Source organism: Bradyrhizobium sp. SZCCHNR1002, assembly GCF_032381435.1.
GTDB lineage: Bacteria > Pseudomonadota > Alphaproteobacteria > Rhizobiales > Xanthobacteraceae > Bradyrhizobium > Bradyrhizobium aeschynomenes.
The window spans coordinates 450,908-476,277 of record NZ_JAUHIS010000004.1; the positions used below are offsets into that span (position 1 = coordinate 450,908).

Annotated in this window: 26 protein-coding genes; 11 read left to right on the plus strand and 15 right to left on the minus strand. The window is 66.0% G+C overall.

All coding sequences use genetic code 11. The features are described 5' to 3' along the window. The first annotated feature begins 17 nt into the window (after positions 1–17). The 3 genes from QX108_RS21630 to QX108_RS21640 all read left to right on the plus strand — a co-directional run bounded on the left by QX108_RS21630 (position 18) and on the right by QX108_RS21640 (position 2,335). Positions 18–659: a TIGR03809 family protein gene (locus QX108_RS21630; RefSeq protein ID WP_315799603.1), complete on the plus strand. Its 642-nt coding sequence runs from the start codon at positions 18–20 to the stop codon at positions 657–659. 142 nt (positions 660–801) lie between these two features. After that, positions 802–1,398 carry a TetR/AcrR family transcriptional regulator gene (locus QX108_RS21635; RefSeq protein WP_315782449.1) on the plus strand — a complete coding sequence of 199 codons (597 nt, stop codon included), beginning with the start codon at positions 802–804 and terminating at the stop codon, positions 1,396–1,398. 70 nt (positions 1,399–1,468) lie between these two features. Beyond that, positions 1,469–2,335, plus strand: a complete 867-nt coding sequence (locus QX108_RS21640) for a DMT family transporter (RefSeq protein WP_172180613.1) — start codon at positions 1,469–1,471, stop codon at positions 2,333–2,335. Positions 2,336–2,348: 13 nt separating this feature from the next. On the opposite strand, the gene QX108_RS21645 is transcribed toward QX108_RS21640, so the two are convergent. The 12 genes from QX108_RS21645 to QX108_RS21700 all read right to left on the minus strand — a co-directional run bounded on the left by QX108_RS21645 (position 2,349) and on the right by QX108_RS21700 (position 13,783). Then, on the minus strand, positions 2,349–3,725 hold the full coding sequence (locus QX108_RS21645) for a TIGR03808 family TAT-translocated repetitive protein (protein WP_315782447.1): 1,377 nt from the start codon (positions 3,723–3,725) through the stop codon (positions 2,349–2,351). Positions 3,726–4,115: 390 nt separating this feature from the next. Continuing rightward, entirely contained in the window at positions 4,116–4,760 is a 645-nt protein-coding gene (locus tag QX108_RS21650; protein WP_315782445.1) for a pyroglutamyl-peptidase I, read from the minus strand. Continuing rightward, positions 4,757–5,749, minus strand: a complete 993-nt coding sequence (gene meaB / locus QX108_RS21655) for a methylmalonyl Co-A mutase-associated GTPase MeaB (protein ID WP_315782443.1) — start codon at positions 5,747–5,749, stop codon at positions 4,757–4,759. Before meaB ends, QX108_RS21650 begins: the two co-directional genes overlap by 4 nt. Positions 5,750–5,784: 35 nt before the next feature. Next, entirely contained in the window at positions 5,785–6,561 is a 777-nt protein-coding gene (locus QX108_RS21660; RefSeq protein ID WP_315782442.1) for a DUF3298 and DUF4163 domain-containing protein, read from the minus strand. Positions 6,562–6,686: 125 nt separating this feature from the next. After that, positions 6,687–8,843, minus strand: a complete 2,157-nt coding sequence (gene scpA / locus QX108_RS21665) for a methylmalonyl-CoA mutase (protein WP_315782440.1) — start codon at positions 8,841–8,843, stop codon at positions 6,687–6,689. Between the two features lie 20 nt (positions 8,844–8,863). Next, positions 8,864–9,328 (minus strand): GFA family protein, encoded by a 465-nt coding sequence (locus tag QX108_RS21670; protein WP_315719267.1) that lies wholly within the window; start codon positions 9,326–9,328, stop codon positions 8,864–8,866. 2 nt (positions 9,329–9,330) lie between these two features. After that, positions 9,331–11,193, minus strand: coding sequence for a methylmalonyl-CoA mutase family protein (locus QX108_RS21675; RefSeq protein WP_315782438.1), 1,863 nt, complete (start codon positions 11,191–11,193; stop codon positions 9,331–9,333). A gap of 100 nt (positions 11,194–11,293) precedes the next feature. Next, entirely contained in the window at positions 11,294–11,785 is a 492-nt protein-coding gene (gene folK / locus QX108_RS21680; RefSeq protein WP_315782926.1) for a 2-amino-4-hydroxy-6-hydroxymethyldihydropteridine diphosphokinase, read from the minus strand. Positions 11,786–11,790: 5 nt separating this feature from the next. Then, the gene (gene folB, locus QX108_RS21685; protein ID WP_315719269.1) at positions 11,791–12,159 is read right to left on the minus strand and encodes a dihydroneopterin aldolase; all 369 of its coding nucleotides are present in this window, start codon (positions 12,157–12,159) and stop codon (positions 11,791–11,793) included. After that, positions 12,156–13,013 (minus strand): dihydropteroate synthase, encoded by an 858-nt coding sequence (gene folP / locus QX108_RS21690; protein ID WP_315782924.1) that lies wholly within the window; start codon positions 13,011–13,013, stop codon positions 12,156–12,158. The genes folB and folP overlap by 4 nt, the downstream gene beginning before the upstream one ends. A 79-nt stretch (positions 13,014–13,092) precedes the next feature. Then, positions 13,093–13,500, minus strand: coding sequence for a DUF4332 domain-containing protein (locus tag QX108_RS21695; protein ID WP_315719271.1), 408 nt, complete (start codon positions 13,498–13,500; stop codon positions 13,093–13,095). A gap of 37 nt (positions 13,501–13,537) precedes the next feature. After that, on the minus strand, positions 13,538–13,783 hold the full coding sequence (locus QX108_RS21700) for a hypothetical protein (protein ID WP_315782435.1): 246 nt from the start codon (positions 13,781–13,783) through the stop codon (positions 13,538–13,540). A gap of 333 nt (positions 13,784–14,116) precedes the next feature. Between QX108_RS21700 and QX108_RS21705 the strand changes: the two genes are divergently transcribed. Further along, entirely contained in the window at positions 14,117–15,727 is a 1,611-nt protein-coding gene (locus QX108_RS21705) for a helicase HerA-like domain-containing protein (protein WP_315782433.1), read from the plus strand. A gap of 114 nt (positions 15,728–15,841) precedes the next feature. Then, positions 15,842–17,245 (plus strand): M20/M25/M40 family metallo-hydrolase, encoded by a 1,404-nt coding sequence (locus QX108_RS21710; RefSeq protein WP_315782431.1) that lies wholly within the window; start codon positions 15,842–15,844, stop codon positions 17,243–17,245. A gap of 111 nt (positions 17,246–17,356) precedes the next feature. Here the strand turns inward: QX108_RS21710 and QX108_RS21715 are convergent, their stop codons facing one another. Together QX108_RS21715 and QX108_RS21720 are read right to left on the minus strand one after the other, a co-directional pair. Beyond that, positions 17,357–18,574 carry a GGDEF domain-containing protein gene (locus tag QX108_RS21715; protein ID WP_315782430.1) on the minus strand — a complete coding sequence of 406 codons (1,218 nt, stop codon included), beginning with the start codon at positions 18,572–18,574 and terminating at the stop codon, positions 17,357–17,359. A gap of 153 nt (positions 18,575–18,727) precedes the next feature. Further along, complete coding sequence (locus tag QX108_RS21720; RefSeq protein ID WP_315782428.1) at positions 18,728–19,825, minus strand: trypsin-like peptidase domain-containing protein; 1,098 nt, start codon at positions 19,823–19,825, stop codon at positions 18,728–18,730. A 222-nt stretch (positions 19,826–20,047) separates the two neighbouring features. Between QX108_RS21720 and groES the strand changes: the two genes are divergently transcribed. The 6 genes from groES to QX108_RS21750 all read left to right on the plus strand — a co-directional run bounded on the left by groES (position 20,048) and on the right by QX108_RS21750 (position 24,433). Next, complete coding sequence (gene groES, locus QX108_RS21725; protein WP_012043173.1) at positions 20,048–20,362, plus strand: co-chaperone GroES; 315 nt, start codon at positions 20,048–20,050, stop codon at positions 20,360–20,362. A 42-nt stretch (positions 20,363–20,404) separates the two neighbouring features. Next, positions 20,405–22,027: a chaperonin GroEL gene (gene groL / locus QX108_RS21730; protein WP_315782425.1), complete on the plus strand. Its 1,623-nt coding sequence runs from the start codon at positions 20,405–20,407 to the stop codon at positions 22,025–22,027. A 306-nt stretch (positions 22,028–22,333) separates the two neighbouring features. Then, on the plus strand, positions 22,334–22,516 hold the full coding sequence (locus QX108_RS21735; RefSeq protein WP_315719278.1) for a hypothetical protein: 183 nt from the start codon (positions 22,334–22,336) through the stop codon (positions 22,514–22,516). Between the two features lie 217 nt (positions 22,517–22,733). Then, complete coding sequence (locus tag QX108_RS21740; protein ID WP_315719279.1) at positions 22,734–23,183, plus strand: Hsp20 family protein; 450 nt, start codon at positions 22,734–22,736, stop codon at positions 23,181–23,183. Between the two features lie 86 nt (positions 23,184–23,269). Beyond that, entirely contained in the window at positions 23,270–23,812 is a 543-nt protein-coding gene (locus QX108_RS21745) for a hypothetical protein (RefSeq protein ID WP_315782423.1), read from the plus strand. Positions 23,813–23,986: 174 nt separating this feature from the next. Further along, on the plus strand, positions 23,987–24,433 hold the full coding sequence (locus QX108_RS21750; RefSeq protein ID WP_315782420.1) for a hypothetical protein: 447 nt from the start codon (positions 23,987–23,989) through the stop codon (positions 24,431–24,433). Positions 24,434–24,554: 121 nt separating this feature from the next. Here the strand turns inward: QX108_RS21750 and QX108_RS21755 are convergent, their stop codons facing one another. Beyond that, positions 24,555–25,334: a class II aldolase/adducin family protein gene (locus tag QX108_RS21755; protein ID WP_315719282.1), complete on the minus strand. Its 780-nt coding sequence runs from the start codon at positions 25,332–25,334 to the stop codon at positions 24,555–24,557. Between the last annotated feature and the right edge of the window lie 36 nt (positions 25,335–25,370).

Consider the following 25,370-nt stretch of genomic DNA (forward strand, 5'->3'; position numbering starts at 1 on the left):
TTTCCACGGGCTTATCTATGACACATCGACCGGACGTGGCTTGCAGCCGCGAACTGGCCGCGCGCTGGTGCGCGCTTGCCGAGCGGCGCCTCGATCATCTCACCGAGCTGTTCGATAGCGGCCGCTGGCGCCGCTACTACACCGAGCAATCGTTCCTGGACGACCTTCGGCACGCCAAGGCTGCGGTCCAGACTTGGCAGGCGCTATCCCGCGTCGAGCCCGAGCAGGTGAGCATCGTGCCGAGCCAGAGGCCGGTGCCGATGGTGGCTGCGCCGCCAGCTCCGCTGCGCCTCGCGGCGCCGGAGCCGATCGAGCTCCGTCTCATCCAGGACCATCCCGTCGAGCACCGGCTGATCGCGCATCGCCCGATCGAGCTGCCGCGCTCGCTGGAAACCCTCCTTGCGGAGTCCGAGATCGTCGTCGAGCCCGAGATCGAGCTGGCAGGGGATGACATCGAGCCCGACGACGTCATCGCGCCCGACGATGTGGTCGAAGAGGACATCGCGCCGGAGCTTACCGACCCGCCCTTGCGCATCGACATGTCGGCGCTCGAGCAGGCGTTGAGCATCGGGATCGAAGGCGACGCCGAGTACGGCGAGCCGGTGGTCGACCTCGACGCCATCGAGCGCCGCTATCCGGCGCTGGCTGTCGCGTTCTAGGCAACGGACCTCGGACGCCGTCGTGTTCGGCAGTGCTGCTTGATGGCGCACCATTCATATCCGGCGAGTTCGTAGCAGTAGCAGCTGCTTGCGATTTAAGGACCGATCGGTCTATATATCGTCCATGAGCCGCCGAACCCCGATGCAGTTGCAACGTGGCCGCCCGCGAAGCTTCGACGTGGACACCGCCGTCGAACGGGCCATGGGTGTGTTCTGGTCGCGCGGCTACCACGCCACCGCGCTCCCGGACCTTCTTCAGGCAACGAAGCTCTCGCGTGGCAGCCTTTACGCCGCTTTCGGTGACAAGCACTCGCTGTTCCTGCTCGCACTCGATCGCTACATCGCCGATGCCCTGACACGGATGGAGAGCGAGCTCGCCCCCGGCAGAGATCCCGTCGACGGCCTGCGGGCCTACCTGACCGGCTACGTCGAACGCACGCGCGGCACCAATGGCCGGCGCGGCTGCCTGCTGGTCGCCACGGCCATGGAGCTTGCCGGCCAGGATGCCGAAGTTGGCCGACGCATCGCAGGCTTTTTCAAAGCCATGGAAGTCAAGGTGGCGGATGCATTGTCCCGGGCGAAGGCGGCGGGCAGGCTGGCCGATGGGGTCGAGCCTTCAAGCGCCGCTCGTATCCTTGTCTGTTTCGTCGAGGGGCTGCGCGTGGTCGCGAAGCCGGGTCCGACACCCACCACATCGCAAGCCACCGTCGACGCGCTAATCGACCGTTTCATCAGCTAGATCACAGATCGTGGCCTCGGCAATGAGTGCGTCGATATCTGGACTGATTGGTCTTGAAAGGAAGAATTCCATGTCTGCCATTCAGATCGTCTGCGCCGTAGCCGTCCCCTTGCTCTGGGGGTATCAGTTCGTGGTCATCAAGGTCGGCGTGACGGAGTTTCCGCCGCTGTTCTTTCTCGCGCTCCGCTTTCTGGCGATCGCGCTGCTGCTCGTCCCCTTCGTCAAGACGCCCACGCGTCGACAGCTCGGTCATATCGCGGCGATTTCCCTCTTTCTCGGCGGACTGAATTTCGGGCTGTTCTATGTCGGCCTCGGGCTCGGCTCGGGCAGCATGTCGGCCGTTGCGTATCAACTCGCGACGCCCTTCACCGTCCTGCTGGCCTGGCCGCTGCTCGCGGAGAGGCCGTCTCTCACAACGTCCGCTGGAGTCGTGCTTGCCTTCGTCGGCGTGGTCGTGTTGGCCGCAGGGCCGGGGCTGTCGGCCAACGTGCTTCCGCTGCTGCTGGTGGTTGGAGCAGCCTTCGCATTCGCAGTGTCCAATGTGCTGACCAAGCGCCACGGCCCTTTTGACCCTCTGATGCTGACGGGATGGTCGTCGCTGCTCACGGTGCCGCAGGTAATGCTGATGTCGTTGGTCGTCGAACATGGGCAACTGGGCAGCCTTGTCGCAGCGGATGGGCGCGGCTGGCTGGCGCTCGCCTACACGATATTCATTGGAGGAATTGTCGGGTTCGGACTTTGGTTCTGGTTGATAGAGCGCTGCTCGATGAGCCGCGTGGCGCCCTTTGGCCTGTTGCTTCCAGTGTTTGCAGTCGGCTCGAGCGTTCTGTTCCTTGACGACCTCGTGACCCCCCAGTTGATTGCGGGTGGGCTGCTCGCAATCATCGGCGTCGCCCTGACGCAAGTCAGGCCCGGCCTTCGACCAATGCGCGCCTGAGCGGAGGGCAGGCTCAGCTTCGACGCACGGCGTTGCCGCTGACCAGGAGCTGCGCAAATCGCTGCGCGCCGTCCTGGGTCAGGTCTGAGGTGACCGGCTTGATGTGATCGAGCCCGATCACGGCGCCACCAGGCGTGCCCGAGATCATGTTGTTGCTGACGACAGCCGCACCGGCCCCCGGGACGACGGAGAGGCCGACGCCCGCCAGCGCGTTGCGGATGACATTGCCGGAAATCACGACGTCGCGGAGATAGCGGCCCCAGCCGGCGACGATGCCGTAGGACGGCGCGTTCTCGACCACGTTGCCGGTCACCGAGGAATCCGCCTCGACATAGATGCCGATGCCGGCGTCGTCGTCGGGCGCGGTGCCGATCGGGCGCTTCGGAATCAGATTGCGGATGATGTTGCCGTGGACCACGGCGATGCGGCCGCCTTCGTTGAAGTTGCAGACGGACACGCCGAAGGCGGCGCCGTCGACCGTGTTGCCGCTGATGACCGCGCCCTCGAAGGAGAACTCCGAATACAGCGCGACCTCGCGGACGTCGGTCACGCTGTTGCCTGTGATCTGGATGTTGGAGGCGGAATTGCCGCGCACCGCCGAGTAGTCGCAATTTCGGATGCGGTTGCCCCTGACGATGACGTTGCCGGCGCGGAAGGCGTTGATGGCGTTGCCGTACTGGCCGGAGCCGCCGGGGCCGGCCTTGATGTCCTCGATTCTGTTGTCGAGCACCATCGTGCCGTCGTCGCCGAGTGCTGTGCGCAGGATCTCGATGCCGTTGTCGCGGGTGCCCTTGATGGTGTTGCGCGAGACGATCAGCCCGAGGGCATCGAAGGAAACAATCGCGGTGACCGCGATGTCGGTCAGGATGTTGCCGCTGACGTCGCCGGAGACCTGCTCGAGCCAGAGGCCGCTGCCGCCGGAGCGCGTGATCTCGCAGTCGACGATCCTGACATCGTTGCCGGCCGCAACATGGAGCAGACCGCGGCGCTGGGGCAGGGCGACGCGGCCGCCGTCGAGCGAGATGCCGCTGATGCCGAGACCGTCGGCGCCTTCGGCGGAGAGCAGCGAGGGGCCACCGCCGGTGAATACGAGCTTGGTGGCGCCGCGCACCCCGACCAACTGGCTGCCCCTGCCGAGGCGCAGCATCGAGCTGCGATAGAGGCCGGGCGGCAGCGCCAGCGGCGCCTGGGCCCGCGCCGCTTCGTCGATCGCGCGTTGCAACGCGCGGGTCTGGTCGTCCGGGCTGTTGGGCTTGACACCGTATTGCGTGGCGTCGCGGCCGAGGGGCGAGATCAACGGGGCGGCTCGTGCCGGCTCGCTCGGCAGCGCCAGCGCGCCCGCAGCGCCAGCCGCGGAGGCCCCCAGCAGGTTGCGGCGGTTGACGTCCATGATGTCCGGCTCGTGTTGGTGGCTATTGCGTCTGGGATAACGCAAATGCGCTCACGACAGGCTTGGGCGGGGCGTCGCAGCAGCTGTTTGTTGCTGGTAGGGTTAAATCTTTACCCGCCGCGAAGCCGGTGGACATGAATCGGCTCGCCGGCGCTACGCCGTCATTCCGGGGCATTCGCGCGCAAGATGGCCCAGCCATCTTGAAGCAGCGCGGCCGGTGGGTATGGATTCCGGGCTCGAGCTCCGCGCGCCCCGGAATGACGCGTGGAGAGGGCGAGGACCGCCCAGCACAGGTTGAGGCTCGGTGATCTGTCCCGCGTTTCGCTTCGATCGACCAGAGACGAAGAGTGTCGATCGCCCCCGAGCCGGCCGGCGTGTGGACGAATTCGACTAACGCTTCATCCGCGCGAGCTTCACCAGCTCCATCAGCATCGCCTCGCCGGCATCGACCAGCGCTTCCAGGGTGATGCGTGAGCTGCCGTGTGGCAGCACCGTTCCCGTGCGTGGCAGCGGCGGGATGTGGATGAAGCCGGCGAGGCGCGGGCCGCCTTCGATCTGCGTCGACTCGATCGCGCGCCAGCTCAGATAGTTGCAGAGATAGCTGCCGGCATCGCGGGACGGCCTTGCGTCGATGCCGGTGGCGCGGGCGGCGCGCAGCAGGCGCGCCATGTGCGGGCCGAATGACACTGGATGCGCATCGGGCACGATCACGCCCTTGCGCGCGACGGTGCGATCGGCATCAGGGAAGGTCGTCGTCACGGCGTTGCGGGCGCGGGTCTCGACGCGGAGATAGGAGGTACGTCCGGCCAGGCCGAACATCAGCAGCGCATGTGGCCGCCGTTCGGCGATCAACTGCGGCAGCTCGCGATCGACCGTAGAGTAGGTGACGTGAAAGATGTGGCTGCCGATCTCGACGTGATCCAGCGCAGGCCGTCGCAGCTCCGACAGCCGCTTGACCAGTGGCATGGTCGGGTTGGATGGCGCGCCGGGGAACGGGCCGAAGCCGGTGATGAGAATGCGGACCCGATCGCTCAATTCAGTAGCTCCGCAAGCTGCTCGGCGGCGAGCGCCGGCGCGATCCGGCCTTCGGCAACCTCGGTCTCGAGCTTCTTCACCTTGGCGCGGATCGACGGATCGGTGCGCAGCCGCGCCATCAGGCGCTGCTCCAGCATGGTCCACATCCACTTCACCTGCTGATCCCTGCGGCGCGCGGCGAAGTCGCCTGAGGCGACCATCGCCTTGCGATGATCGACGACCTTCTGCCAGAGCTCCGCGATGCCTGAGCCCGCCATGGCCGAATAGGTCACGACAGGCGGATGCCAATGCTCGGAGCGCGGGCTGAGGAGATGCAGCGCGCCGCGATAGTCGGCGGCGGTGATGTTGGCGCGCTTGATGTTGTCGCCGTCGGCCTTGTTGATCGCGATCATGTCGGCGAGCTCGACCAGGCCCTTCTTGATGCCCTGCAGCTCGTCGCCGCCGCCGGGCAGCATCAGCGCAAGGAAGAAATCGGTCATGTCGCAGACGGCGGTCTCGGACTGGCCGATGCCGACCGTCTCGACCAGCACCACGTCGAAGCCCGCGGCCTCGCACAGCAGCATCGCCTCGCGCGTCTTGGCGGCGACGCCGCCGAGCGTGCCGGACGATGGCGAGGGGCGAATGAAGGCGTTGGTGTCATGCGACAGCCGCGCCATCCGCGTTTTGTCGCCGAGGATGGAACCCCCGGTGCGCGCCGAGGAGGGGTCGACCGCGAGCACCGCGACCTTGTGGCCCTCGGCGATCAGATACATCCCAAGCGCGTCGATCGTGGTGGACTTGCCGACGCCCGGCGAGCCGGTGATGCCGACGCGGAACGCGCTTCCGGTCTGCGGCAGCAGCGCCTGTACGAGCTCGCGGGCCGCCGCCTGATGGTCGGCGCGCCGGCTCTCGACCAGCGTGATCGCACGCGCCAGCGCCGCGCGGCTGCCGGCGCGGATGTCGTCGGCCAGAACCGTGATGTCAGGCGAGGACGGAGAGCGAGGGGACATGCGCCCGTTATACCGGATGCGCGCCGCGCGGCCAGCTAGTTGTCGTCCGCATCCTTCTTCGGCCTGGCGCCGGCAAAGATCGCCTGGCCCTCGGCCGAGAGATAAGGCTTCAGCGTCTCCCATGGCACGAAGGCGACGTACTGGCCTTCGGCATAGGGGCCGACCGCGTAAGGCGGATAATGGAAGGTCAGGCCGGAGCTCTTGCCGGCCTCGGTGGAGGGCGCGAGCGTCACCGCACCGATCTTCAGGAGCTTCGGCTCCAGGCCTTTGAACCATTCGGCGGTCGCGGTCTCCGTCGCATCGCGCTTCTTCTTCTCGGCCTTGAGCGAGGTGATGATCGCCGCGAGCATGGCCTTCATCGCAGGGCCATTGTCGGCGGTCTCGGTGAAGAACGGGCGGATGCTGATCGGCTTGGCGGCGGCCTTGTCCCACAGGATGGTGTTGACGTCGCTGTTCGGATGCGCGCCGCCGGTGTCCATGTAGTCGTCCCTGAGCACGCTGACATAGCGGTCGGCGACGATCGAGCGGAGCGAATATTTGCGCTCGAACGACCATTTGCGGTCGCGGAACGCTTGCGGGTCCTCCTTGCGCTCCTTGGCGGCGTCGGCGGCGTTCCGGTCGATCCACTTCCTGCCATCGGCAAGACAATAGGCGGCGAGCGGCCCGTCGGCCTTGATCTCCGCGTCGAGCGTGACGTTGGCCTCGACCGCCTTGCTGTTGATGGTGGCGTCCGGCTTGGGCTCGGCGGCGATCATGGGAGACGCGGCAAAGAGGCCGAGGAGAGCGGCAATGCAGAGCGAGGAACGGGTCATGGCAATCGATATCCAGTGAGTAAAGATGCGTAGCGCGAGGGACTGCTGAGGTTCAGGACCGCAAACGGAGCGGCGCGCGATCGCATGACCGCGCGCCGACGACTGTTCTTCCGAAGCTTGAAGGACTATTCCGCCGCCTCGCTGTGCCCCAGCCGCATGTTGAGCTTGTGGATCAGCTCCTCGGCGGCGTCGGCGATCACGGTGCCCGGCGGGAAGATCGCCTCGGCGCCGGACTTGTACAGCGCGTCGTAGTCCTGCGGCGGCACCACGCCGCCGACGATGATCATGATGTCCTCGCGGCCCTGCTTCTTGAGCGCGGCCTTGAGCTCCGGCACCGCGGTGAGATGCGCGGCGGCCAGCGAAGAGACGCCGAGAATGTGGACGTCATTCTCGACCGCCTGCCGTGCCGCCTCGTCGGCGGTGGCGAACAGCGGTCCGATGTCGACGTCGAAGCCGATGTCGGCGAAGGCGGACGCGATGACCTTCTGGCCGCGGTCGTGGCCGTCCTGGCCGATCTTGGCGACCAGGATGCGCGGACGGCGGCCCTCGGCCTCCTCGAACGCCTCGATCAGCGCCTGCAACTTCTCGGCCTTGCCGGACATGGCGGCGATCTCCCGCTTGTAGACGCCGGTGATGGACTTGATCTCGGCGCGATGGCGGCCGAACACTTTTTCCAGCGCGTCGGAGATCTCGCCGACGGTGGCCTTGGCGCGCGCCGCCTCGATCGCCAGCGCCAGCAGATTGCCGTTGCCGTCGCCGGCCGACCGCGTCAGCGCGGCCAATGCTGCATCGACCTCGGCCTGCTTGCGCTCGGACTTCAGCCGCGACAGCTTGTCGATCTGCAGCCGGCGCACGGTCGAATTGTCGACCTTGAGCACGTCGAGCGGCGGCTCGTCGGTCGGCTTGTATTTGTTGACGCCGATCACCGACTGGCGGCCGGTGTCGATGCGCGCCTGCGTCTTGGCCGAGGCCTCCTCGATGCGCAGCTTCGGCACGCCGGCCTCGATCGCCTTGGCCATGCCGCCGAGCTGCTCGATCTCCTGGATGTGGCCCCAGGCTTTTGCAGCGAGATCGCGGGTGAGGCGCTCGACGTAGTACGAGCCGCCCCAGGGATCGATGATGCGGGTGGTACCGCTCTCCTGCTGCAGGAACAGCTGCGTGTTGCGGGCGATGCGGGCGGAGAAGTCGGTCGGAAGCGCGAGCGCCTCGTCGAGCGCGTTGGTGTGCAGCGACTGGGTGTGGCCCTGCGTCGCCGCCATCGCCTCGACGGCGGTGCGCACCACGTTGTTGTAGACGTCCTGCGCGGTCAGCGACCAGCCCGAGGTCTGGCTGTGCGTGCGCAAGGACAGCGAGCGCGGGTCCTTCGGATTGAACGGCTTCAGCAGCTTGGCCCACAACAGGCGCGCCGCGCGCAGCTTGGCGACCTCCATGAAGAAGTTCATGCCGATCGCCCAGAAGAACGACAGCCTTGGTGCGAAGCGGTCGACGTCGAGGCCCGCGGCAATGCCTGCGCGCAGATACTCCACGCCGTCGGCGAGCGTGTAGGCGAGCTCGAGGTCCTGCGTCGCGCCGGCCTCCTGCATGTGATAGCCGGAGATCGAGATCGAGTTGAACTTCGGCATCCGCTGCGACGTGAAGGCGAAGATGTCGGAGATGATCCGCATCGAGGGCGACGGCGGATAGATGTAGGTGTTGCGCACCATGAACTCTTTCAGAATGTCGTTCTGAATGGTGCCCGACAGCTTCTCCGGCGGCACGCCTTGCTCCTCGGCGGCGACGACGAACAAAGCGAGGATCGGCAGCACCGCGCCGTTCATGGTCATCGACACGCTCATCTGGTCGAGCGGGATACCGGCGAACAAGGTGCGCATGTCGTAGATCGAGTCGATCGCGACGCCGGCCATGCCGACGTCGCCGCCGACGCGCGGATGATCGGAATCATAGCCGCGATGGGTGGCGAGATCGAACGCGACCGACAGGCCCTTCTGTCCCGCGGCGAGGTTGCGGCGATAGAACGCGTTGGAATCCTCCGCCGTGGAGAAGCCGGCATATTGCCGGACGGTCCAGGGCTGGTTGACATACATGGTCGGGTAGGGACCGCGCAGAAAAGGCGCGGTGCCCGGCCATGTCTCCAGGAAGTCGATGCCGGCGAGATCGGCCTCGCCATAGGCCGGCTTCACCGGAATGCCCTCCGGCGTCAGCCACGGCTCGGCGGCGCCTGCGGGCGCGGGCGCCGCGATCGGTTCGAATGCGATGGCGCTGAAATCAGGAATGCGGCTCATGGCCTCGTGTCCTCATCGCGTTAGTCATGATCCGGATGCTGATGGCTGACGATGCGCGCCATCTTCTCCGGTCCGTAGTTCTGCTGCGTGGTCTGGCTCGGCAGATTGGCGATCGCGACCACCCAGCCGAGCCGGGATTCCGAGCCGAACTGCCGCGTCGGCACGACGCGGTCGGGCCGGTCGAAGCTGCCGGTCATGATCTCGATCCGCGGCCCGTCGATCGCGCCGAAGCCGAGCGGCGTGCCGCAGGCGGCGCAGAAGTAGCGGTCGGCGATCGAGGAAGAGCGGAACGTCCCCGGCGTGCCGCGCGTCCAGGCGAAGTTCTCGCGATTGACGTCGGCGAAGGACGCGAACGGCGCGCCGGAGGCCTTTTGGCACATCCGGCAATGGCAGATGCTGACGCGCGTCGGCGCCGACATCAGCGCGAAGCGGATCGCGCCGCATTGGCATCCGCCGGTGAGGACGGGTTTGCTGGCCTCGGTCATGCTCACTCCAGATGCGTATAGGCGTCTTCGAGCGTCTTCAGCGCATCACCGCCGGCGAACACGAAGCTGCCGATCCCGGCCTCGCGCAAGGCTGCTTCCTGCTCCCCGCCGCGGCCTGCGAGATAGATATGTCGCGCGCCGGCCGCTTGCAGGGCCTTGGCCGCTGGAACCGCGGTATCGGCGTAGACCTTGTCGGACGAGCACAGGCAGACGATGGCGGCGCCGGAGGCGCGGTAGGCTTCTGCGAGTGCAGCCGGATCGGAGCCACCCGGGCCATCCACCGCGGCGATGCCGCCGGCTTCGAAGAAGCTGCGGGCGAAGGTCGCGCGGGCGGTATAGTCGGCGGCGGTGCCGAGATTGGCGAGGAACACGCGAGGACGCTGACCCTTGCTCTCGAGCAGGCTGTCGGAACGATCGCGCAGCTGCTCGAAGGCATCGGCAAGACGGATCGGCGTCAGCGGCGCGAAGCTGAGCGCGGCCTTGGCAGGCGAGGGCGAAGCCAGCGGCGCGACCGGTTCGACCGCGACCTCGGCCTCGTTGAGGTTCGGAAACTCGCTGGCCCCGGTCAGCACGTCGCGGCGCTTGGCGATGTTGGCATCGCGCGCCTGCTTCACCACGGCGACCTTGGACTGGATCAGCCCGGCCTGTAGCGCGGCCACGACGCCGCCGGCCGTCTCGATCTCCTGGAACAGCGCCCAGGCCGTGGTGCAAAGCTCCGTTGTCAGCGCCTCGATGCCGCCGGCACCGGCGGCTGGATCGGCGACGCGGGCAAGGTTGCTCTCCTCCAGCAGCACCAGTTGCGTGTTGCGCGCGACGCGGCGCGCTAACGCATCGGGCAGGCCGAGTGCTGCAGTGTGCGGAAGGACGGTGACTGCGTTGGCGCCGCCAAGACCGGCCGCGAAGGTGGCGATGGTGGCGCGCAGAATGTTCACATAGGGATCGCGCCGCGTGAGCATGCGCCACGCCGTCTCGCCGGAAATGAAGAGCGGCCTCGGTTGCAGAGCGCAGGCCTGCTCGATGCGCGCCCACAGCCGGCGCAGGCTGCGGAATTTTGCCAAGGTGAGGAACTGATCGGTGTCGGCGGCGAGCCGAGCGTAGATCAGCTCGCGTGCCGTCTCAAGCGCGATGCCGCCGGCTTCGAGCGCGCGCAGGTAGGCGATGCCGGAGGCGAGCACGAAGGCGAGCTCCTGCGCTTCCGATCCGCCGGCATCGTGCACGACCCGACCGTCGGCGGCGAGGAAGGGGCCCTTGAAGCCGGCGTCGTGCAGCTGCTTCACGAGCGAGCCCGAATTGCCGCCGAGCGTCGATGCATCATGGGCGGTCGTGCCGCGGCCCGCCGCATCGCCGATCGGGTCGAGGCCGAAGCGGATGTCGCAGGCCTCGGGCTTGAAGCCGCGCTGCTTGACGTAGTCCGCGAGAAGCGAGGCAGGCGCGGACGATTCACCAAGCTGCAATTCGATGGCAATCGCAGCATCGAGATGCACGCCGTCGAGCGCGCGGGCGAGCGCGTCGGCGGTGGCGGCGAGGCCGAAGCCATGCGCCGCATTCGAACCGGCGATTACCAGCGTCAATCCGGTCGCGCCATTCTCCAGATCGAGCAGTGCCTGCGCATTGGCCTTAGCCGGATCGGGATGATCGACGCGCTGCATGATCTGCCACGCCGCCGCCGGCGCGCGGCCGGCCACCGGAGCTGCATTCTTCGCACGCGGATAAAGCGGCTGGATCTTGAGCCCGTCATAGGTCTTGCCGACCAGCTTCTCGAAGGCCGCGCCCTTCAGCACGCCATCGACCAGCTTGCGCCAGTCCGCTTCGCTGGCCGGCGCGAAGTCGGCGGCCAGGCGCAGAGTGTCGGTGTCGGTCGTCATGCGGCTCGCATCTCCCGGGCGTCTGTTATCGCGATTATTGTGGCGCAAAATGCCACGTCGGGAACGCGAAGCCAAACGGTTGTTTGCCCGGGAATGTCAGCTATTCGGCTGAGGGCAGCGGCCGGATTCCGTCGCGCGAAACCGCCCGCAGCGCCTCGTCGACCCGGCGTCCGGCAATCCGGCGATCCCCGGCGATCTCCGCCAGCGGCACCAGCACGAAGCCGCGCTCGAATAGGCGCGGATGCGGCAGCGTGAGTTCGGGCGTGTCGAGGCTCACATCGTCGTAGGCGATCAGGTCGAGATCGAGCGTGCGCGGGCCCCATCGTGTCTCCTGTGCACGGTTGCGGCCGAACATCCGCTCGACCTCGTGCAGGACGGAGAGAAGCGCGCGCGGCGCGATGGCGGTGTCGATGGCAATGCAGGCATTGATGAAGGGCGGCTGCTGCTCATCGCCCCAGGGTGGGGTGATGTAGTCGGAGGAGCGCACCACGAGCGTGGCCTGGGCGCGGCTGACGATCTCGGGAATGGCGTTCCGAAACGTCGATCTGACGTCGCCGACATTGCCGCCGAGGGCGATCAGCGCGCTGGCCATGACCGTCATGGATGCCGCGAGCGCGTCAGCACCACGCCGACATCCTCGAAGATCGCGGCGATCGGCGCATGCGGCTTGTGCACGGTGACCTTGACCGCGCGGATGCGGGCGAACGTCGCCAGGATTGCGTCGGCCACGGCGCCGGCGGCGCGTTCGAGCAGGCGGTAGTTGACGTCCTTGAAGGCCGCCGTCGCCGTCTCGACCACGTCGGAGTAGGACACGGTATCCGCAAGCTTGTCGCTGCGCGAAGAGTCCGACAGGTCCGTATAGAGCTCGAGATCGATGACGAAGCGCTGGCCGACCTCGCTCTCATGCTCCATGACGCCGTGACGGGCGTGAATGAGGACGCCTTTGATGAAAATGGTATCGGTCATCTCTGTGCCTCGATTGCCGCTGCCACGCGCACCGCCTGAACCGTCTCGGCGACGTCATGCGCCCGGATGATCGCTGCCCCCCGCCGAGCCGCGATCAGATGCGCCGCGATCGATCCGCCGAGCCGCTCCTGCGGCTCCGACGCCACCACGGTGCTGATGAAACGCTTGCGCGAGGCGCCGACCAGCAGCGGCAGCCCGAAGCGGGCGAATGCGTCGAGCCGTGCCAGCGCCGTCATGCTCTGCTCGGCGGTCTTGCCGAAGCCGATGCCGGGGTCGAGCACGATGTTGCCGGCGGGAATGCCGGCCTTCGCGGCGATGTCGAGCGAGCGTTCGAAGAAACCGAGCATGTCGGCGATGATGTCGATCTCCGGGTCGACCTCGGTCCGGTTGTGCATCACGACGACCGGCGCACCATGGGCGGCAACGGTCTCCGCCATCGCCGGGTCGCGCTGCAGACCCCAGACATCGTTCGCGACGGCCGCGCCCCGTTCCAAAGCGTGGGCCACAACTTGAGATTTCATGCTGTCGATCGACACGGGCACACCGAGTGCGACGATGGCGGGGAGAACGGGCCGCAGGCGCGCCAGTTCCTCCTCGGCCGTCACCGGCTGCGCACCCTTGTAGGGGCGGGTGGATTCGGCGCCGATGTCGATGATGTCAGCGCCCGCCGCAATCATGCTCTTGGCCTGCGCGATGGCGCGTTCCGGCGCATCGAAGCGGCCGCCGTCGGAGAAGGAATCCGGCGTGACGTTCAAGATTCCCATCACAGCCGGAAACGGACGCGCCAGCCACGCCCGCAGCAGCGGGTGGCTCGACGTGAGGTCCGAGGCGGAGTGCGGCGAAATAGCGCTCATGCGCGCCGCTTTGCGCGGTTGCCACGAGCGAGTCAAGATGCCGCGCCGCACAAGCGGCGCGCAGTCCATGACAGGCTGGTCAGTAGCTGATCTTGGGCTCCAGCCGGCGCGCCTTTTCGATGAGCTGGCCGACCGACTTCTCCGACGGCAGGATGCGGACCAGCTGACGCCGCGTGTTCACTTCCTTGATGTTCTGTGCCAGCCGGGCGGGATTGCGATGGGCCAGCTCACGGACCGTGGGAACGCCGGCCGCCCGGACCAGGCAAACCTTGGCCTTGCCCATGCCGGGGATGCGCATGTAGTCGGCGACGTTGGCCCATTCGAGCAATTGCTGCTCGCTGATGCCGGTCTTGGCGGCGAGCAGCTTGCGTCCCTTGACGGTGCGCGCAGCTTCGAGAAATGCGTCGGTGGTCCGGATGCCCAAGGCTTTCAGCTTGGAGGCATAGAAGGTCGTCATGCCTTCCAGTTCGGAGATCGAATATGTCATGATACTCGGCGCGCGAAGGTGCTTCAGGCGAACTGGTTCAGGCCTCGCGTGCCCAACCGCATCGTGCCCATCCGGTCTGTTCCGATTTGGTCGTTGCCGAAGTCGGAAAGTTCAAGGGCAGGCCATTGACCGGTCGCGGCCGGCGGACCACCCAGCTGCTATCGCGGGGCGTCGTTGCAAAGGACGTCGGGACAGAAATGTCTGGGCTCGTCAGCCACATCTCTTCAGCCACGGCGATATCGATGCCGGCCATTCTGGCCAGCGGCTCAATCAGCTCGTTCATGTGAACCCCGTCGTCATCCGGTCCCCCAAGACCGGACGTCCTCGCTGATTTCATCTTGATCGGACGATCCGTGAATTACAAGCGACGAGCGCGCCTGGCGCGCGAATCGATTCGCGATCGACGATGAACTGTTGCAGCCATGCAAGACCAGATGTTGAATCTACGGATGAAACCTGCGCATCGCGCAGCACCAATGGTATGGACGATGCGCAAGTTGCGAAGAGTTGAGGCACCCTGACGCTGGTTCCGGCCTGCGAAACTAAAGTATGTTACGTACGAAAGTTTGTTCACGACGTGCGATGCGCAACACTCATTCTCGAAAGACGGATCAACATGGCACCATCCGGAAAATCCCTGGCTGATACCGGCGACAAGATCCTCGTAGGTGCCGGCGAGCAGCCGGCCTGGTTGACGCTTGCGCTTGCCAACCGCCATGGCCTCGTGACCGGAGCAACCGGCACCGGCAAGACGGTGTCGCTGCAGGTGATGGCCGAAGGCTTCGCCCGTGCCGGTGTTCCGGTCTTCGCCTCCGACATCAAGGGTGATCTTTCCGGCATCTCGCAGACCGGCGAAGCCAAGGACTTCATTCTCAAGCGCGCGAGCGAGCTCGGCCTTACCTATCAGCCTGATCAATTCTCGACGGTATTTTGGGATGTGTTCGGCGAGCAGGGCCATCCCGTGCGCGCCACCGTCACCGAGATGGGGCCGCTGCTGCTGGCGCGGATGCTGGACCTGAACGACGTCCAGGAAGGTGTCCTCAACGTCGCCTTCCGCGTCGCCGACGAGAACGGCCTCGCGCTGATCGACATGAAGGATCTGCGCGCGCTGCTCGACGCGATCATTCCGGAAGCCGGCAAGAAGGGCGCGGATGCGGCAGAAGATCCGTTGGCGCCGATCCGCAAGGCGGCGCAGTCGTTCGGCAACGTCACCCGCGCGACCGTCGGGACGATCCAGCGGCAGTTGCTCGTGCTCGAGAACCAGGGCGGCACGAAATTCTTCGGCGAGCCGGCGCTTTCGCTGACGGACTTCATGAAGACCGACCGCGACGGCCGCGGCATGATCAACATCCTCGTCGCCGACAGACTGCTGCAGAACCCCAGGCTTTATGCGACGTTCCTGCTGTGGATGCTGTCCGAGCTGTTCGAGGAACTGCCGGAAGTGGGCGATCTCGCCAAGCCGAAGCTCGTGTTCTTCTTCGACGAGGCGCATCTGTTGTTCAACGATGCGCCGAAGGCGCTGATGGACAAGATCGAGCAGGTGGTGCGGCTGATCCGCTCCAAGGGGGTCGGCGTCTATTTCGTCACGCAGAACCCGCTCGACGTTCCCGATCGCGTGCTCGGGCAATTGGGCAATCGCGTGCAGCATGCGTTGCGCGCGTTCACGCCGCGCGACCAGAAGGCCGTCGCCGCCGCCGCCGACACGTTCCGTCCCAATCCGAAGCTCGACACCGCGAAGGTGATCACGGAGCTCGGCAAGGGCGAGGCGCTGGTGTCGTTCCTGGAAGGCAATGGCACGCCTGCGATGGTCGAGCGCGCGCTGATCCGGCCGCCGTCGGCGCGGATCGGGCCGGTGACGCCGGAGGAGCGCAAGGCCATCATCGCAGCGAGCCCGGTCAAGGGCAAATACGACACCGAGATCGATGCCGAATCCGCCTATGAGCTGCTGCAGAAGCGGATCGTCGGCAAGGCGGTGACCACCGAGAGCGCGTCCGGCGGCGTGCTCGGCACGATCGGCAATCTCGCGGCAACGATCTTCGGCACCAACGTCAAGCGCGGCCAGCTCTCGACCACGCAGGTGATCGCCCGCAACGTCGCGCGCACCGTCACCGACAAGGTGGTCGGCGGCATCGCCGCCGACCTCGGCAAGCAGGTCGGCGGCTCGCTCGGCAGCTCGATCGGCCGGACCTTGGTGCGCGGCGCGCTCGGAGGATTGCTGCGGCGTTGATGCCTGCCACGATCGACGGCCGGCGTGATGCCGACGCGCATGACGCTGGCCCGTTCCTCGCAACGGAGCTACAAGCGGTCCGACAGCTTCACTTGCTTGAGGGAACTCGTGGCCATGGCCGACGCGCAGCTTCAATCCGTTCTTGATCACATCGATGCCGATTTCGACAACAGCCTGGACCGGCTGTTCCAGCTGATCCGCATCAAGTCGATCTCGGCCGATCCGGCTTACACGGAGGACTGCAAGGCGGCGGCCGACCATCTCGCCAAGGATCTCGCGACGCTCGGCTTCGCAACCGAGGTGCGTCCGACCGCCGGCCATCCGGCCGTGGTCGGCAAGAGCAACGGTCACGGCGCAGCCAAGCCGCACGTGCTGTTCTATGGCCATTACGACGTGCAGCCGGTCGATCCGCTCGATCTGTGGCATCGTCCGCCGTTCGAGCCCGTCGTCACCGATCATGCCGACGGCCGCAAGATCATCGTCGCGCGCGGCGCCGAGGACGACAAGGGCCAGCTGATGACCTTCGTCGAGGCCTGCCGCGCCTGGAAGAAGGTGACGGGCAAGCTGCCGCTCGACATCACCGTGCTGATCGAGGGCGAGGAGGAGGTCGGCTCGAAGAACTTCGTGCCGTTCCTCGAACAGAACAAGGACGAGTTCAAGGCCGATTTCGCATTGGTCTGCGACACCGGCATGTGGGATCCCAACACGCCGGCGATCACCACCTCGCTACGCGGTCTCCTCTATGAAGAGATCAAGATCAAGGCGGCCAATCGCGACCTGCATTCGGGCGTGTTCGGCGGCGGCGCGCGCAATCCGATCCGGGTGCTGACCGAGGTTCTCGGCGGTTTGTTCGATGCCGACGGGCGCATCACCATTCCCGGCTTCTACGACGGCGTGAAGGATGTGCCGCCGGAGGTTCTGGAGCAGTGGAAGAAGCTGAACCTGACGCCGGAGAGTTTTTTGAAGCCGATCGGTCTTTCAATTCCGGCCGGCGAGAAGGACCGCCTGCTGATCGAGCAGATCTCGTCGCGCCCGACCTGCGACATCAACGGCATCTGGGGCGGCTATATCGGCGAAGGCTCCAAGACCGTGATCCCGTCGCTGGCCCATGCGAAGGTCTCGTTCCGCCTCGTCGAGGGCCAGGACCCGCTCAGGATTCGCAAGGCGTTCCGCGACTACGTCTCGGCGCGCATTCCCGGTGACTGCTCGGTGGAATTCGGGGATCACTCGGCCGGTGCCGCGATCGCGCTCGACTGGACCATGAAGCCGCTGGCTGCCGCCAAGCAGGCGCTGACCGATGAGTGGGGCAGGGAGACCATCCTGATGGGCTCGGGCGCCTCGATCCCGATCGTCACCGACTTCAAGAAGACGCTCGGCCTCGACTCGCTCCTGGTCGGCTTCGGCCTCGACGACGACAACATCCATTCGCCGAACGAGAAGTACGACCTCAAGAGCTACCACAAGGGCATCCGCTCCTGGGCCCGCATTCTCGCCGCGCTCGCGGAGATGCCGCGGTAACCCGTCGCCCGCATGAGCGTAGCGATATCCGCCTCCTCCGGCGCAGCGCTTGAGAACCCGGATGTCGCTTCGCTCATCCGGGCTACGACGGCGCTGGTCGTCAGCCTGAGTTCACGCTGCGCTGGCGACGGACTTGGCGACGAGATCGTCGCCGGCGATCTTGCGCAGCGCTGCGAGGTTGGCTTCGGCGGAGGCCAGCCGCCAGCATGACTTGCCGCTCGACTTGGCTTCGTACAGCGCGGCATCCGCAGCAAACAACAAGGCTTCGGGGTCGATGCCATGATCGGGCGCGGCTGCGATGCCGATGCTCATGCCGATGTTGACGCGTGCGCCGCCCGGCAGCGCGATCGGCGCGGTCATCACCTCGATGATGCGCTCGCCGAGCGCCAGTGCGCGATCGATCGCGGAATCGCCGGTGAGCACGACGAACTCGTCGCCGCCGATGCGGGCGATGAGATCGGATGGAGCGACCACGTCGCGCAGCGTTCGGCCGACGATCTTGAGCAACTCATCGCCGGCGGCATGGCCGAAGGTGTCGTTGACCGGCTTGAAGCCGTCGAGATCCAGATAGAGGACGGCGAAACCCTGCTGGTCGCCAGTCCTGCCGTCGAGCCTGCTCTGCAGCGCCTCGATCAGGCCGGAGCGATTGTTCAGGCCGGTGAGCGGATCGCGCCGCGCCAGCTCGTCGCTCTCGCGCTTGGCATGCATCACGGCAACCAGCATCTTGTTCAGGCGAAACGCCGCGCCGGTCATGGCGAGGAAATAGACAGGCATCTGGAGATACATCGCGAACAGCAGCGGTTCATGCGACGTGGCGACGCCGGGAATGACGGGGCCGATGCTGCACAGGATCATCGTGCCGACGAGGCGCGGCGCACTGAAGTTTCGGAAGCAGATGCCGCCGACCATGGCCGCCGATGAGATGCAGGTCAGCGACGCTGCGATCCAGTCGCCGGATCCCAGGCTGATGCCGACGCCGAAGCCGACGCTGGCGCTCCAGGCCACCGACAGCAAAATGTGGATGTCGGTCGGCGTCGTCAGCTGTGCGCGGGCGCGGCGGTAGGAGATGATCATCACGATCAGCCGCGACAGGCAGATCACGACCTCCATCACGAACCAGCTGATGAAGAGGACGGTCGGAGTGCGCAGTGCGAGTGCGGCGGCAACGGCGATGGTGTTGATGGCGCCGCCGGCGAACACCGACCAGCAGCCATAGAGCTCGCCGACCAGTGCGAGACGGATGTCCGCGGATACCGGATATCCAGGGTTCGCCAGCCAGCGCGTCACGCGCCAACGTGGCAAACTGAACGCCAGACCATCATCCCGCATTGCACTACCTCCGCGGGGTTGCACTAAGCGGGATGACGCTTAACAGGACTTTAGAGCGGTATTTTAGTCTAGTTCCATGATTGACGGACGGTAAAAATTTACTCTACGTGGCGCGGGCGCAAGACAGCGAACGCAGGTTGAATCCGGCGATCATCATCCGGACGTACGTGCCCGCGCGCGCTCTTCCGTCACCGGCGCGACCTCGACGGTGGCGTTGCCGAGCGCGCGGTCACGCTCGAAGATCAGGCGCACGCGCTGGCCGACCGGCGTCAAACCGATGAGGTTGCGGACCTGCGTCGCGCTGCGCACGGGCGTGTCGTTTGCCTTCACGATGACGTCGCCCTTGCGCAGTCCCGCCCGCTCGGCCGGCGAGCCCGCGGTCACGTCGGCGACGCGCGCCCCGACGACGCGGCCATCCGCCGGCGAGTCCAGATCGAGCAGGGTGACACCGATGCGGCCGCGATCAACCCGGCCGTTGGCAACCAGCTGCTCCATGACCCGCCGCGCCATGTTGATCGGCACCGCGAAGCCAATGCCGACATTGCCGCCGCCGGGCGAGATGATCGCGGTGTTGATGCCGACCAGCTCGCCGCGCAGATTGATCAGCGCGCCGCCGGAATTGCCGGGATTGATCGCCGCATCGGTCTGGATGAAATCCTCATAGCCCTGCTTGCCGAGGCCGGTGCGCCCGAGCGCGCTGACGAGGCCCGAGGTGACGGTCTGTCCAAGGCCGAACGGGTTGCCGACGGCGATCACGAAGTCGCCGACTTCCAATGCGTCGCTGTCGCCGAGCGAAATGGCCCTGAGCTCGTTCGGGTCCTTGATCTGCAGCAGCGCGATGTCGGTGGCGGGATCGCGTCCAACCAGACGGGCGGAGAACTTGCGGCCGTCCTTGGTGCGGATCTGCGCCGTGGTGACGTGCTCGACGACATGGTTGGCGGTCATCACGTAGCCGCGCTGCGCATCGACGATAACGCCAGAGCCGGTGGCGCTGATCTGCTTCTCGACCTGCTTGGGCACGTCGAAGAAGTCGCGGAACAGCGGGTCCTGATACAGCGGATTGTCCTGCCGGACCTTGCCCTCGACCGAGATGTTGACGACGGCCGGCGTCACTTCCTTCACCAGCGGCGCCAGGGTCGGCACGCGGCCGAGCTTGAGGTCGGGGATCTGGGCGAGGGCAGGGACAGCCAGGAGGGAGAGCACGATTGCCGGCATCAGGACCAAAGGCCGGACACAACGCAGAAGCTGCATCGTTTTTTCCTCGACGGAAGGGGAGCGGATTTCGGCGCTGGTAAAACTGGTCAGGAGGGCTGTCCCGGTCAAGAGCCATCCTGGCAATCGTTCCCACCGAGTGCCAAAAATTTTGCGTGACCCTCTTGAACCAAAAGTTCGGCTTTCCTAGGTCGTTCACCGCCCGGGGGCCTCAGGGGACCCGAGGCTTATGACATCGCTGAACTGTGAAGGAGGATGTGCATGCATTTCCGTCCATTGCACGACCGCGTGCTCGTGCGCCGTATCGATGCCGAGGAGAAGACCAAGGGCGGCATCATCATTCCCGACACCGCCAAGGAGAAGCCGCAGGAGGGCGAGATCGTCGCCGCGGGCCCTGGCGCGCGGAATGAGCAGGGGCAACTGGTGCCGCTCGACGTCAAGCCGGGTGACCGCGTGCTGTTCGGCAAATGGTCGGGCACCGAGGTGAAGATCGACGGCAAGGATCTCCTGATCATGAAGGAGAGCGACCTGCTCGGCATCATCGACGCCCCCGTCGCGGCGAAGAAGGCCGCGTGATTCCTCGGAACTGACAGTCATTAGAGAAAGGAGACGACGAACATGGCTGCCAAGGACGTGAAGTTTTCCACCGACGCGCGCGACCGCATGCTGCGCGGCGTCGACATCCTCGCCAATGCCGTGAAGGTCACGCTCGGTCCCAAGGGCCGCAACGTCGTGATCGAGAAATCGTTCGGCGCGCCGCGCATCACCAAGGACGGCGTGACGGTCGCCAAGGAGATCGAGCTGGAGGACAAGTTCGAGAACATGGGCGCGCAGATGGTGCGCGAAGTGGCCTCGAAGACCGCCGATCTCGCCGGCGACGGCACCACCACCGCGACCGTGCTCGCCCAGGCCATCGTGAAGGAGGGCGCGAAGTCCGTCGCCGCCGGCATGAACCCGATGGACCTTAAGCGCGGCATCGATCTCGCGGTCGACGCGATCGTGAAAGACCTCAAGGCACACGCCAGGAAGATCACCAGCAATGACGAGATCGCGCAGGTCGGCACCATCTCGGCCAATGGCGACAACGAGATCGGCCGCTTCCTCGCCGAGGCCATGCAGAAGGTCGGCAATGAGGGCGTGATCACGGTGGAGGAGGCGAAGAGCCTCGACACCGAGCTCGAAGTGGTCGAGGGCATGCAGTTCGACCGCGGCTACGTCTCGCCGTATTTCGTCACCAACTCCGAGAAGATGCGGGTCGAGCTCGAGGATCCCTACATCCTGATCCATGAGAAGAAGCTGTCGGGCCTGCAGACCATGCTGCCGCTACTCGAGGCCGTGGTGCAGTCCGGCAAGCCGCTCTTGATCGTCGCCGAGGACGTCGAGGGCGAGGCGCTGGCGACGCTGGTCGTCAACAAGCTACGCGGCGGTCTGAAGATCGCGGCCGTCAAGGCGCCGGGCTTCGGCGATCGCCGCAAGGCGATGCTGGAGGACATCGCGATCCTGACCGGCGGCACCACGATCTCCGAGGATCTCGGCATCAAGCTGGAGAACGTGACGCTGTCGATGCTCGGCCGCGCCAAGAAGGTCGTGATCGACAAGGAGAACACCACGATCGTCGACGGCGCCGGCGCCAAGAAGGACATCGAGGCGCGGACGCAGCAGATCAGGCTGCAGATCGAGGAGACCACCTCCGACTACGACCGCGAGAAGCTGCAGGAGCGGCTGGCCAAGCTCGCCGGCGGCGTCGCTGTGATCCGGGTCGGCGGTGCGACCGAGATCGAGGTCAAGGAGCGGAAGGACCGCGTCGACGATGCGCTGCACGCCACCCGCGCCGCAGTGGAGGAGGGCATCCTGCCCGGCGGCGGCGTGGCGCTGCTGCGCGCGACCAAGGTGCTCGACGGCGTCAAGACCGCCAACGCCGACCAGAAGGCCGGCGTCGACATCATCAGGCGCGCCATCCAGGTGCCGGTGCGGCAGATCGTGCAGAATGCCGGCGACGATGGCTCGCTGGTGGTCGGCAAGCTGCTGGAGAAGGACACCTATAGCTGGGGCTTCAATGCCGCGACCGGCGAGTACCAGGATCTGGTGCAGGCCGGCGTGATCGATCCGGCCAAGGTGGTCCGCACCGCGCTGCAGGATGCGGCCTCGGTCGCCTCGCTGTTGATTACGACCGAGGCGCTGGTGGCCGACAAGCCGAAGAAGGCGGAGCCGGCTGCTGCGGCCCCGTCGATGGACTTCTGATCGCCTTGCCGTGGCGGACCGGCGAGGCCGGCTCCGCCACGGCTCTTCAAAAGAAAATTAGTTGCTGTGGCCGGCGGCCGTGGATCGGCCACAACGCGCAGCTATCAATTCGAACTACGACCGCAGTCCGTCCAGAGCCGGCCACAATCGTGCGAGCGATCGGTCTGCCGACGGGCCGATGGCCGACGGGAGGTGCGGTTGGGCGCTGTCGCGCCGCCCGGTCTCGATGCAGCGCAGCGCGCGTTTGCAGGGGCATCCATGCCTGCCTGGCAGTATCATCATCCTCCGCCCAACCCGGTATCCGTCATGGCCATTGCTGATCCAAGACGGCTGACGCGTTTCCTGATCGAGAGCGAGCAGCGTGTCGTTGCGCATTGCCAGGCCGTGCTGTCGCGGGGCGACATCGACCCGCGCGAGCGCGAGCGGCTGGTCAGCGTCTTGCGCGAGGCGACCATGCGGCTGCAACGGCTGTCCGCCGTGGCAGCGTGACGCCTTGGGCAGGGCCGTTCGTCGTGTGAGAAAAATTCGGAGCAGGCTCTTGAAATAGGCCTGCGTTTTTCTAAGTCGTTTGTCGCCGCTCCGGCGGTGCCGGGTGCTCTTGGGGCCCGGCTGTACTCTGGGCGCTGACCCGTTGTCTGGTCCCCGAGGTGTCCTGCATCGGCCCGGCGCTCCTTCGTATCCATCTTGCTCTTTGGAGGACTTGGCTATGAGGACGTATGATTTCAGCCCGCTGTGGCGTTCGACCATCGGCTTCGACCGCCTGTTCAGCCTGCTCGACGAGACCCAGCGCGCCGTCGAGGACAACTACCCCCCTTGCAACATCGAGCGGCTCGGCGACGACCGCTATCAGATCTCGCTGGCGCTCGCCGGCTTCGCGCCGGATGAGCTGAGCATCACGGCCGAGCACAACGTGCTCACGGTGGAAGGCCGCAAGGCTGACAAGGAGACCCGCGAGTACCTCTATCAGGGCATCTCGTCGCGGCCCTTCAAGCGGCAATTCAATCTCGCCGACTATGTGCAGGTGACGAACGCCTCGTTCGACAATGGTCTGTTGCGGATCGAGCTGGTGCGCGAGATCCCCGAGGCCATGAAGCCGCGCCGCATCGCCATCAGCACCGCGCCGGTGGAGCAGATCGCGCAGCAGAAGGCGGCCTGAGTTGTTCGATACGCGACGCGGGCCGTCTGTGCCCGCGTCCATGCATCATCTGTCTCTCGTGAAAGGAGCGTAGGAGGAGACACGCCATGAACGAGCATCGTATTTCGATCACCGCGGGCAGTGCCGGCTTCCATCCGGTCTCGCATTACGAATCTCCGGCCGACCTGCTCAACGACAGCAAGCTGTGCAGGGCCGAGAAGCGGCTGATCCTATCGTCCTGGGCGTCGGATATGTATGCCGTCGAGTCGCAGCCCGGTCTGCGCAAGATTCCGGGCCTCTCCAGGCCGCTTCATCTCGCCGACATTCTCGGCGCGCTGCGGCAGCTCGATCGCGAGGATCAGCCGCCGCGCCCGCGCGGCGGCGCCGCGATGCGCGTCGTTCCGCGGATCGACGTGGAGGCGGACGGTGCCGCAATCGATCATGCACTCCGGGGAGCGGGGATCCGGATGCGGCCTGCCGCTCGCATGCGGTTTTCTCGCGAGGCGAATGTGCGGCGCTATCGTCGGTTGCTGGCGACCAAGCTCGCCGACCATGAGCGCCGCTTCGTCGAACGGCGGTTGGCGGCGGAGCTGCAAGGGCTCGGTGCGGCGCGCGAGTGGCCCGAAGGGGAGCGCGCGAGCCTGGTGTGAGCGGAGCGACGGATCAAAGACCCGCACGTCCCCGACGCCGCCCGACCCGGGCGGCGTTCGTCATCGGCTGGTGTCCTCCTCACCATCAAACCAGATACGCCCGTCAGGCGACCAATGCCGAAGCATTGGGTCGACCGGACGGAGAACACGTTGATGGCCATCACGACAGGGGGAGTGAGCGTCACTCTCGCGGCGCTGACCTGCCTTTTGAGCGTCTCGGCGCAGGCGAGCAGCACCGTGATCTGCTACGCCAAGGACAAGGCCATCGACGTGGAATTGCATGGATCTGCCGGGCGCTCCGTCGGCAGTGCGATCGGAGGGTTCGGCGGCGAGGCTGAATTCAAGGTGCCCTGGATGCCGCCGGCCGCGCGGCGCGTCACCTTCGAAGCCGAGCACCTGACCCAGACCTGGTACGATGATCGCGAGATCAGGCTCGCCGTCAGCTGGATCAAGGACGGCAAGGAGCCTTCGCCCGAACTGACCCTGATCATCAAGACTCGCCGTGTCCGCGGCGACGATTCGCCTTACCGCGGGCAGTACCAGCTCGTGGCTCATCTGCCGGACGAAAAGGCAGGCACGAAGCGGGAGGTGCAGGGCAAGATCGAATGCAGCGCCGACTGACGCCGCGCTTCCTTCCGCCGGCATGACCCAAACGCAAAAACGCCGCCCGGAATTGGACGGCGTTTCATTCACGATAGCGTAGAGGATGATGGCTTCTGTTTAGCTGACCAGCCCGTGAAAATCAATTCCGGTAGCCCGGATTGACGCGGTCGAGCCGGCGCAGCAGCGGCGGCCAGACGAGCTGGTTGGAGCGGAGCTCGACGCGCTCCTCGTTGTCGAACAGCTTGGCGTTCTTGTCGATCACTTCGTCGCGCACCGGATAGGCCGAGGGGCCGAGCGTGCGGGTGCGGACCTGGATCGAGCAGGCACGCTCGAGGTGATACATGCGCTCGAACGCGGAGGCGACGGAGCGGCCCACCGTCAGCGTGCCGTGATTTCGCAGTAGCATGTGGTTCTTGCTGCCGAGATCGCGTTGCAGCCGCGGCCGCTCGTCGTGGTCCAGCGCGACGCCTTCATAGTCGTGATAGGCAAGGTCGTGGGTGACGTATTGCGCGATCTGGTTCAGCGGCAGCAGGCCGTCGGCACAGCTGGATACCGCGACGCCGTCGAGCGTATGCAGATGGATGACGCAGCCGGCATCCTCGCGGACCTCGTGGATCGCGGAATGGATGGTGAAGCCCGCCGGGTTGATGCTGTACTCGCTCTCGGACAGCTGGTTGCCGTAGAGGTCGACCTTGATCAGGCTGGAGGCGGTGATCTCCTCGAACAGCAGGCCGTAAGGGTTGATCAGGAAGTGATGCTCGGGGCCGGGCACGCGGGCCGAGATGTGGGTGTCGACCAGGTCGTCCCAGCCGAACATCGCCACCAGCCGGTAGGCGGCGGCGAGATTGACCCGCTGAGACCATTCGGCCTCGGTCATGTTGGACGGCACTTCCTTGAGGCGTGCTTCGGCTGGCGACATGGCATTCTCCGACGGCGTGGGGTGGCCGGAGACTAA